This is a genomic window from Haloarcula japonica DSM 6131 (assembly GCF_000336635.1).
GTDB classification, from domain to species: domain Archaea; phylum Halobacteriota; class Halobacteria; order Halobacteriales; family Haloarculaceae; genus Haloarcula; species Haloarcula japonica.
Genome location: NZ_AOLY01000041.1, coordinates 17,816 through 28,480, shown reverse-complemented (window position 1 = coordinate 28,480; position 10,665 = coordinate 17,816). Strand labels below are relative to the sequence as shown.

General features: G+C 55.8%; 6 protein-coding genes. All 6 read left to right on the top strand.

All coding sequences use genetic code 11. From position 1 onward, the window contains the following. A partial coding sequence (locus tag C444_RS17915; protein ID WP_004594465.1) for a hypothetical protein occupies positions 1 to 2,326 on the top strand: 2,326 nt, incomplete at its 5' end. After that, positions 2,326 to 2,967: a DUF7680 family protein gene (locus tag C444_RS17910; protein WP_004594464.1), complete on the top strand. Its 642-nt coding sequence runs from the start codon at positions 2,326 to 2,328 to the stop codon at positions 2,965 to 2,967. The genes C444_RS17915 and C444_RS17910, both read left to right, overlap by 1 nt. 7 nt (positions 2,968 to 2,974) lie before the next feature. Then, positions 2,975 to 5,614, top strand: a complete 2,640-nt coding sequence (locus C444_RS22075) for a DUF1156 domain-containing protein (RefSeq protein ID WP_004594463.1) — start codon at positions 2,975 to 2,977, stop codon at positions 5,612 to 5,614. Further along, complete coding sequence (locus C444_RS22070) at positions 5,605 to 5,862, top strand: hypothetical protein (RefSeq protein WP_004594462.1); 258 nt, start codon at positions 5,605 to 5,607, stop codon at positions 5,860 to 5,862. Before C444_RS22075 ends, C444_RS22070 begins: the two co-directional genes overlap by 10 nt. A 17-nt stretch (positions 5,863 to 5,879) precedes the next feature. Then, entirely contained in the window at positions 5,880 to 9,830 is a 3,951-nt protein-coding gene (locus C444_RS17900; RefSeq protein WP_004594461.1) for a helicase-related protein, read from the top strand. Between the two features lie 261 nt (positions 9,831 to 10,091). Continuing rightward, positions 10,092 to 10,655 (top strand): hypothetical protein, encoded by a 564-nt coding sequence (locus C444_RS17895; RefSeq protein ID WP_004594460.1) that lies wholly within the window; start codon positions 10,092 to 10,094, stop codon positions 10,653 to 10,655. Positions 10,656 to 10,665 lie beyond the last annotated feature (10 nt).

Here is a 10,665-nt window from a genome sequence, read left to right as displayed (position 1 = left end):
CGCCGCGAGCGAAGCCGCTGACTCATACTTCCAATTCTATGATCAGGAAGACCGGCAGTATCCACAGGAAGCCACCGACGCTGGCTACGTGGATGTCCTCGCTCGCGAATACCCATTCCATCCCTCCTTAATCGACGCTCTCACGGACAAGATCGATACGATCCCTCGATTCCAGCGCACGCGTGATGCCCTCCGCTTGCTTGCTCGAGCCGTCTACTACCTCTGGAATCACCAGCCCGACAGTTACGACCGCCACTGGATTCGGATCTACGACCTCACAGTCGCTGATGACGATCCTGGCGGTGGGATTCAGACGATCCTTCGTGAGCGCCTATTCGACTTCGTCGATCTCGGTCCCGCAGTGACCGCCGACATCTACGACGACGATGGTACCGCGCACGCCCAGCTTGAGGACCGAAAATGGACCGAAAACGGTCTCCCACCTCTCGGTACCCATCTGACGACGACAGTTCTCTGGCACAGCCTTGCATACGGAGAACAGGCTGCAGGCCTAACTCACGCCGATCTGAACCTCGCTATCGGCCACCCCGATCTGAACTTCGACGACTACGATGCCGCCCTATCCGCACTCCGGGGCGACGATATGGACGTCGCGTGTTACTTCCTCTACGAGGAAGAGCGCCTCCGATTCAAGCAAGAACCAAATCTGATCCGGATCATCGACCAGCGGATCGAGTCTACTCCCGAAGCGAGCGCTCATTCGCGTTTCCAGAACCGTCTCACCTCGAAGGAAATCGGCGATGGTGGCTTCCAGCCGGTGGAGTTCCCTGAATCGCCGGCGGACTTACCGGATACCCCGGATACGCCGAAGCTCGCGGTGATGCATCCGGACACCGCTGCTGTCGAAGACGGCGGCGATACGCCGCCGAACCGGGTAACTCAGCTCTACGAGCAGCAAGCCGCAAAACACGAGGGAGAGACTGAGACGCGAATCTACAAGAACTACGCTCTGTTCCTCGCCCCTGACGCTGATCGAATGGATGCGGCAATCGACGAGGCTCGGCGTCTCGAGGCTATAGAGGCCCTGCTTGATAGCCCCGAACAGAAAGCCGACCTCTCCTCGGAACAAATCGAGGAGCTTCGAGAACGGAGCGACGAGGCACAGCTGATGCTCGGAGAGCTCGTTCGGAACGTCTACCGGCACCTCTACTACCCTGACCGGGACGCGCTTACCCACATCACCATCGGTGCGACCGAATCCAACGGCGGGACGACACTGGTCGACGCTGTCCAGACAACGCTCGAGGATAAGATTGTGAAACGCGACGCCGGCGCTCGTGGGTCCGCTCACGTCCAACAGAAACTCTGGCAGCAGACCCAGGACGCTATGTCCACCGAAGCGCTGGTCAACCAATACGCGAAGAAGCCGGGGCTGGACTACCTCTTCAGCACAAAACCGATTCGAGAGACTGTCTCCTCCCTCGTTAGTGACCACGGGTACGCATACTGGGATGGCGAGTCTGGGACAGCGTACTGGGTCGGGACAGCGGAGCCTGAAACGTGGCCGCATCCGGAACCGTTCGCGAAATCTCCCGATGTCGAGACCTCGATTCGGGACAGCGATGTCCAAATCGGGAGTGCATTCGTCGTTTATCGAGATATCGACGCGCTCGTCGACGACCACCTCGACGAAATCGACCGGCCAGAACAGACGGTTGCTACCTGTGCCGAGTGTGGGGCGGAGGTTGAAAACCCAGAAGGAAGCGAACCCTACTACTGTGAGGAACACCAGTCCGATACGACCTGTAGCTCCTGCGGAAAAGAGGTCGCTAGCGAGCAGCTGCTGGACGCACGCGGACGCTGCGAGGAATGCCAGCCAGACGAATCCTGGGAGGCGAGCAAGAAGATGATGTCCGCTTCGCGGGCGTTCTCAGAGGTTCGTCGCGATGCGGAATCGAAGGCCGGAACTGACCGGACGCCGCTGCTTGAAGAGGTGACCATCCAGGTCGGTGGGGACGAACCTTTCCAAGCGGCCAAGTTCATCAGTCAACGCCCCGGATTCAAAGCCCGCGAAGACTCGGTGACGGTTCGAATGCAGTACGAAACCCGGACTGACGACGGGACGTACAGCGCGGAATTCACGGGGTCACCGAGCCGATTCCGGGACGTGATCGACCAGCCCGGCTCGTTCGGCGATGATCGAGAAACCATCCAGTTCCGCTTCCAGTTTGACGAGCCCGAACCGATTACTGACGAGGGTGACGACCTTCTCGCTGCCCTCGATAATGACCTCGATGCGGGCAACATCGATGTTCGGGTCGAAGGGCGTGGCCCGATTCAGGCGAGCTCGGAGGTGACGGTCTGATGGCGAGTCGCGGTTCGGAATTTGAGACCTCACCCGCTGAGGGAACAGAGGAGGATCGGCTGGTTCGCTACGGGACGAGTATGTTCGGTGGCCGCCCGACGTTCACGCTCGTCCGACGAGAGACAGACGGTGGCGGCGAGTGGACGCTCCACGAACTACTCCCTCGTGAACAGGCTGAAGCCCGCCGTGATCGCCTAGAGCGAGATGGTCGTTCGCTGAGTATCACACCAGTCGAGGATCTTGTCTCGGACATCGCTGGCGACGACCTCCTTTCCAAGCTCGATGGTTGGACGTGGGATGAGTGGGCCGGCGCAAAGGTCGCACGGCTTGACCCGACCCGCGTCCGTGCGCTCCAGGACGTCGTCAGGGAAGCGATCGAGGGCACGCCAGGAGATTCCTCAGAAGTTCTCACTGGTGGGGCTGGATTCGTGTTCCTACCCGAGACGGCAGGCGTCCGGCTTGCTGTTGCCTTCCGTGGCGTGAAACCGATCCAGCGTATCGATCGGATGCGGTCGCTGGCTCGAGGCGTTGCACGGATGAGCGATGAGGAGTGTTACTACTGGTACGCAAAGTGTCGGTCTCCGTCGAGTCCGAACGGCGAAAAGGCCCTTCGAGTGTTGCTGACGGACCATATTGAGTGATCTAACTATGAGCCGAAATCCCGAAACACAAGATAGCGATTCGGAGCTGAAGCGTGTCGCAATTGAGGGGAATCTTCCCCTGAAGGCGGTTGGTATCGAGAATCTGAAAGAGGCCAACCCCTACTTTATGCCGCCTCATCGATATCTTCACCCGTGGTTTGCACGTCGTCCAACTCCAGCTTCTAGACTGGCTATTCTAGCGTCCATACTTCCTCCAGAGGTGGACGCCAACACGCTGCTGGATTGGATGCAGATCAAGCCTCGTGACGAAATCGACGTCGATATTGAGGAATACGTGGCAGAAAAGAAGCGTACTGAAGATGATCGGGATGGAAACTTAGAGGACCACTACGGATATCCTCGCCCGTACACTCGGACACCGACTACAGATGAGAAAGCGGAGATGCACGAGTTGCTTCGGGAGCATTGGGACGGAGAGCTACCTACTGTCTTAGACCCGACTGCCGGTGGGGGCGTTATTCCGTTTGAATCTCTGCGCTATGGCCTACCGACAGCAGCGAACGAACTCAACCCTGTCCCGACTGTGATGCTTAAGGTCCTCCTTGAGTATGCGCCCAGCGTTGGTTCTCTCCAGAGCGAACTCAACCAGTGGGCCGACCGAATAGATGAACTTGCTAGCGAGGAGCTTGAACCATATTTCCCGAGTGATGGTGAACGGCAGACACCTTCCCACTATGCGTGCACTTACGCAGTTGATTGTCCGGAATGTGGCTGTGATATCCCGATAACGAAGAAGTGGTGGCTTCAGAAGCAATCCTCATCGAAAGGTGTCGCAGCACGTCCTTCTGTGTCTAATGATGGTACTGAGATTGAGTACGAGGTTGTTAGACTCCCCGATGACGTTGAAAAGTCTGAATACAACCCCCAAGATGGGCCTCATACTCGGAGTGGAGCCGAATGTCTCAATTGCGGTATCGTAATGGAATCCGATACCATTCAAGACCGGATCCGTAATTACGAGTTCGAGTATGAAATCTACGGCGTGAAATATGAGAAGTCGAGTGGGGGGACTGCCTGGAGAGCCCCTATTCCGGAAGATGATGAGGCCCAATCAAAAGCGGCAGATCGAATTGAAGCTGATTTTGAGCTTAGCTCGCTTCTGGATGTACCGCGCTATATTGGTGACGAAGACCGTGCAGGACCATATGGCGTCACTAAATGGCGGGATGCATTCACACCAAGACAGCTGGTAACTCAGTATGAGTATCTCCAAGCTTACAAGCAGTGCCAAGCTGAGATCTTTGAACAGTACAGTAAGCAAAAAGCAGAGGGAATACTGGCAGTATTAGCGTTAGTGGCCGGAAAGACTGTAGATAGAAATGTTCGTTTTGCGCCATTGGACATCAGTAATGGCCTCCTCGGCAATTCTCTCGGTGGTAAACACTTCACACTCCAGTGGTCGTTTGTCGAAAACAACCCTTCGGCAGGGAATCAGAGCTATCAGGATACTGTTGATCGAGTTAGGGACTCTTACGAAGAAATCGCCGATTATCTCCGTGATGAAGATGCGGAAAACGTCCACGTCTCACAAAGAGATGCTGCCGATCTATCGTTTGAGTCAGATTCCATCCAAGCCATCGTAATTGATCCCCCTTACTACGATAGCATCATCTATTCAGAGATGTCCGATATGAGCTATGTTTGGCTCAAAGAATACCTCCAAGATATCTATCCAGACATCTTCTCTGACGACCTTACTGACAAGAGCCAAGAGGCGGTTGCTAATGTGGCCGAATACGAAGAAGTCGCTTCGGATTCCAAATCTAAGTCCGAATTAGCTGCCGAGGACTACGAGAACAAGATGGCGGAGATTTTCCAAGAACTCTACCGTGTTCTCGAGCCCGGCGGTGTGATGACTGTCATGTTTACCCACAAAGAATCCAGCGCATGGGATACCCTTACAAAGTCGCTGATTCGATCTGGGTTCACCATCACATCAACCCACCCAATCACCAGCGAGATGCCCCAGCGGACCGACACCCGTGGTGGAGGTTCAGCTGACAGTACTCTGCTGCTCACAGGGAGAAAACCGCACGATAGTAAGACGGAATCTGAAACGGTTCCAACCCTGTGGAGCGATGTCCGTGCTGAGACCCGTGAAGTAGCGAAAGAGGCAGCGAGAGACCTGCTTGATGCTGGCCTCTCTCTGACGAAAACAGACGTCATCATTTCGGCGTTCGGGCCAACACTGCAAGTTTACGCAGATGCCTATCCTGTCGTCGACGACCAAGATAATGAGATTCCTCCACGGCGAGCTCTAGAAGAAGCACGCGAGGCCGTAACGCGAGTCCTTGTCGAGGAATATCTTGAAGGCGAGCGACTAGACGACTTGGATGACATTACAGAGTGGTATATCCTCTCCTGGCTGGTTCACGAATCGGACACCTTCCATTACGATGACGGCCATCAGCTGGGGCTCGGTATTGGTGTCGACATTGACGATATTAAGCGCTCTACGAAAATTTGGGGGAAGAAACGTGGGGATATTCAGCTGAAAACTCATGAGGACCGCGTCCAAGATATCACACTGCCCCCCGAAGAGAGATCTAACCGGACGCCCGTCGATCCTGAAGCGCTGTCCTACACCTGTCTCTTATACACATCTCTGATGNAGAGATGTGTATAAGAGACAGGGGCGAGGATGTCGCGATTGATTGGCTCAAAGAACGCAACTTCGACACAGACGCGGGCTTCAAGGCAACACTGAAAGCTCTCCTGCAAGTTCTTCCCCAGAGAAGTTCGGAATGGGAAGCCGCTCGCGACCTCGCCTTAGGTCGGACCCACGACGCACTTGGTCTCGAATTCACACCTACTGATTTCACTGACGTCTCAGAAGACAGGGCCGAACAGACCGAACTCGGTGACCACGCCTAACTCGAAACTCCTCCAGTATGACTAATCTACATGACCGCGAGTGGCAGTCGATCTACGAGAGCAAGCCCGAGCAGGGACGCGCCCATCTCGTCAAGGACTTCTACGAGCCCGCATTGGAACGCAGTCAGCAATACGACCGGATCGCGGGCTACTTCTCCAGTACGGCACTCGCAGCTGCTGCCAACGGCATTCACGCCCTCGTCGAGAACGATGGTGAAATGCGTCTCATCGTCGGCACGGAACTCTACGAGTCAGACCGTCCGGTTCTAGAGACGCTCACCGACCGTCTCGAAGAGAACCTCGAGGACCTCGATGACGAACGCCTAGATGCGAATCTCCGTATTCTCGCGCGTCTCCTCCGCGAGGGCCGGATCCACATCAAGGTCGCCTATCCACGCTCTCCCTCTCACGACTGGGAAATCTTCCATCCGAAAGTTGGACTCTTCCACGATAGCGACGGAAACACGATTTCGTTCGAGGGTAGCGTCAACGAGACCGTCGGCGGCTGGGCTCGCAACTACGAGCGGTTCAAAGTTCATCGGTCGTGGGTTCCTGAACAGGCGGACTACGTCGCCGGCGACGAGGAGACCTTCGAGCGACTGTGGAGTGATGAACACCCCTTCGTCGAAGTGTATGACCTCCCCGAAGCGATCGAAGAGGACATCATCGACTGGAAAGCCCCAGACACCAAGAGCGATCTCCAGGAAGCGATTCAGATCGCGAACGGTACAGCTCCCCCGACGGAGCGCGACAAAGCGAACATCATTCAGGATGGACCGCTCTCACCCGGTGGACTCGCACTGGCCGAGGAAGCGAGCACGATCACGCCGTGGCCCCATCAACGAGTTGTCTCGGACACACTCGTCAATACGTATCCACAGAGCTTCTTGCTGTGTGACGAGGTGGGACTCGGGAAGACGATCGAGGCTGGTCTTACACTCTCCCGGCTCGGACTCACCGGCGAGCTGGAAACCGGCTTGTTGCTGGTTCCGGCGAGTCTGCAGCGGCAGTGGCAGGAAGAGCTCTGGGAGAAGTTCAACATCAACGCCGTCCGATTCGACCGGGACACAGCGGGCGATCACGTATTCCGGGACGTCCGCGGTCGCGACCACTATCCACCATCGGCAACGGACCTTGACCTCACTGGAGAGCGCGAATGGGCGGACAGCCCCATCTGGCGGTTCCTCTACGAACAACAGTCGACTGATACCGACGCATCGTCGCCGCTGGATGGACCGACGGTCGTCATTATGTCCTGGCACACGGCTCGTCTCGACGACCGGTGGGATCAGGTCGCTCCCTTAGACCGAGTTTCCGACCGGTCTCGGGACGTCATCCCGGCAAGCTGTCGCGGACGCGACCACGATACGGAAGACCGGATGGGCGTGTGGGACGCCGTCATCGTCGACGAGGCGCACAACGCCCGGCGTGGCAGTAATTTCTACGCTCTTCTCGAACAGCTTCGCGATTATACGCACGCCTACTACCTGCTGACGGCTACCCCGATGCAATTGCACTCTGGCGAACTCTACGACCTGATGCAGTTGCTGGATCTTCCGGGTGGTTGGGATAACCGGGATACCTTCATGGAGTTCTTCGAAACTCGAGACGGGCTGTCGCAGGCCCTCAACGAGGTTCTCGACAACCCGAGTTCAGAGTCCGACGAAGCGGAGGTTTCCTGGGACACGCAAGCCACGCTCGATGGACTGGAACACCAAGATCGGCTCCCGACGGACCGACCATTCTCCTCAAAAGTCTTCCAGCACCTTGCAGACGGACTCGAGATAAATGAGGATGGACAGGCCCGTGCTATCGCCAAAGAGCGTGTGCTGACCGCGTGCCGGCTTGCACGAGCCTATGGAGACGCCTACGACGCCTATCTTGACCATGTCGACGATGCGATGGAGGATTATGACATTGATCGCTTCGAGGCAAGCGAGGATACGAAACTCAAACGGCTCCTCTATCCTGAAGACGCCGACGAGTGGTTGATGGCGTCCCGCAGCGACCGACAGGACGCACTTGACGAACTCTCTCCTGGTGGTTGGCAAGTCATTCGCGATGTTCTCGCGGAGTCCACGCCTGTCGACGCGCTTATCCACCGAAATACACGAGATACCCTTCGGAAGTACGAGGCCGTCGGTCTCCTCGACACGACTGTTCCAGACCGTAATCCCGAACAACGGAAAATCGAACTCACCGAGGAGACACGGGCGGTCTACGACCAGATCGACGAGTACACACGTGAGTTCTACAAGCGAGCTCAACAGACTGACGAAGCCCAAACACGTGCTATCGGGTTCGTGATGACCACGTATCGGCAGCGACTCACGTCGAGTGTCTATGCGATCAGTCAGAGCTTGAAGCACCGGCTTGAGACACTTCGGGCGCAAAGAACCGTACTTGCTGGTCGAGAGCGTGCTCGTGATCGGGATTATGGTGATGCGGAACAGGTCGTACTCGAAACGCTACAAAACGCAGACTTCGATGACGGGGATGTTCTTGATGAGCTTGATGCTAGTAGCGACGACTTGGATCTCTCTGAACTCATCCCAAGTGTGACTGAAGAGGGGAAACAGCTTATCGAGGAAGAAATTGAGGCCTTGGAAGCGTTCGTTAATGACTTAGACCGGGTTGATACTGACCCAAAGATTCAGCAGTTATACGACGATCTCGATGAGTTGGACCGTGCTGGTCATAACCGGGTGATTGTCTTCACGCAGTACGCGGACACAATGGACTTTATTCGCAACAGTCTCACCGATCTTCTTGGAGCGACTATTGCGACGTACTCTGGGCGTGGTGGCGAGCTGTACGACCCTGATTCTGAAACTTGGGAACACGTCGGAAAAGAGCGTGTTAAGCGCGAATTTTCACGAGATGATGGGCAGGTCGATATTCTCGTGTGTACTGACTCCGCGAGCGAGGGGCTAAACCTCCAGGAGTGTGGGGCGCTCATCAACTACGACCTGCCGTGGAATCCAATGAGGGTTGAACAGCGCATCGGTCGGATTGACCGCATCGGCCAACGGTTCGACGAGATTCGTATTCTCAACTACAGCTACGAGGATACGGTTGAGACGGACATCTATGATCGTCTTGACGACCGAATTGGCCTCTTCGAAAACGTCGTCGGTGAGATGCAACCCATACTCTCCGGCGTCAGCCAACAGATTCGGGATGCGACCTTGAACGCCGACAGCGCTGACGACCGGTCTGCGGTCGAATCAGCTGACCGCGAGTTCTCTGAAGAACTCGAAGAACGCGATCAGGGCGACCGCGTCGATGTCGGAGAGTCACTCGAGGACGTCGACGACCTCGTCGCTCAGGACGTCGTCGACGAAGCAAAACTTGATGCGTGGCAGTCCTACAGTCACCCGGATCTCGTCGACGTCGGCGAGGAGGAGTACGAGTACCAACCCCCGTTCGAGACACCGAGTCTTCAGTCAGTATTGGTCGATAACGATGCGCTTGCCGAGGCCGGTGTTGAATTCACCCCGGTTCACGAGATTGACTTCGAGTACGATGACGGGGACTTCGACTTTGCGGACAGTACATATCGCCTTTCAGTAGGTGATGCACCGATTGAGGTCCCAGCCGGGGATGGGGAACAGACGATTGCACAGGCTATTGCGACTGCTGCTAATGAAGTGGCGGTGACGTTCTCGGCTGTGTGTGCTGACGAGTTCCCATCGGTTCAGCACCTTGCACCAGGTCATCCACTTCTCGGACAGCTCCTCACAGTACTGCAGGATGTGAGTGAGGATCCGTCGCGACTCCAACAGCGAATCGTAACTCGACCCGATCAAGACCAAGAGCCAGTAGTGTGTGCGTGGGGGCGGGACGGCGTGTTTACCCGGGTTGCAGGCGATGGGACAGTGACTGAAAATGGACCGATGGATTCCCTTCCGACGTGGTGTGATCAATTCCTCGACAACCGAGAGAAGTCAACAAAACAGCCACAGTAGCTGGGTAGTTTTGTAAGCATAGACTTCCCAGATGAACCAATAGATGCCAAATACTGCTCTTGAAGCAAATCTCCGCGCTATCGGAGACGGTGCGAGACTGGAACAGTTAGCTGTTGACTTGCTTGGTCGAGAAGGGTATGATGTCGATCCAACCGGCGTGAGGGGTCCGGATGGAGGGAGAGATGCACTTTTTGAACGCTCGGGAAAATCTGGCGTGCTCCATTAGCTATCTCTTTATGGCTCCAATTAGACCCGGACAATATGTCGAAGCCGGATATTGAAGTCCTCGACGACGGCGACGCTTATCCATATTCATCGCATATCAGCGTAGACGGTACAGAACTCCAGCTGGGCGATCTTCTCCTCGTGTTTGATTCTCCCGACGACAATGGTGTCAGCTTCTTCGAGCGTGTCTATGGGTTTACTTGGCCGGGAGTTATCACTCACGTCGTCGATGGGCCGGTTCCTGCTGAGTTCCACAATTTCGAGGACTTTACTGCGGATCTCGACAGCGGGAAGACCGCGGTCGCCAGCAAACGCGAACAAACGAGCTTCTTTGTCGACGAAGACACCGTCCGCACTATCACCCTCTACCGATACCAGTACCAGGGGGGGTGGCAGCCGATAGTGGTTGATGAGCGACGAGATCCACTTGAGAACACTCCTTTCAATGAATCAATTACTCTCTGTGAGGATGGAGAGCAGGTAATTGAAGAACTACTCGGGACGAGTTCATCTGAGGAGAAGCAGGAGGTTGAGCATCTCCGTGAATTTCTGCGGTCTGCTGGTTATCAGCTAAATCCGATCTCTGATTCAGACGAATAAGCGTCTCACT

Excerpts from the sequence above, each read along its gene's own strand:
- C444_RS17910 (WP_004594464.1), top strand. The coding sequence starts at position 2,326 with ATGGCGAGTCGCGGTTCGGAATTTGAGACCTCACCCGCTGAGGGAACA.
- C444_RS22070 (WP_004594462.1), top strand. The coding sequence starts at position 5,605 with ATGTGTATAAGAGACAGGGGCGAGGATGTCGCGATTGATTGGCTCAAA.
- C444_RS17900 (WP_004594461.1), top strand. The coding sequence starts at position 5,880 with ATGACTAATCTACATGACCGCGAGTGGCAGTCGATCTACGAGAGCAAG.
- C444_RS17895 (WP_004594460.1), top strand. The coding sequence starts at position 10,092 with ATGTCGAAGCCGGATATTGAAGTCCTCGACGACGGCGACGCTTATCCA.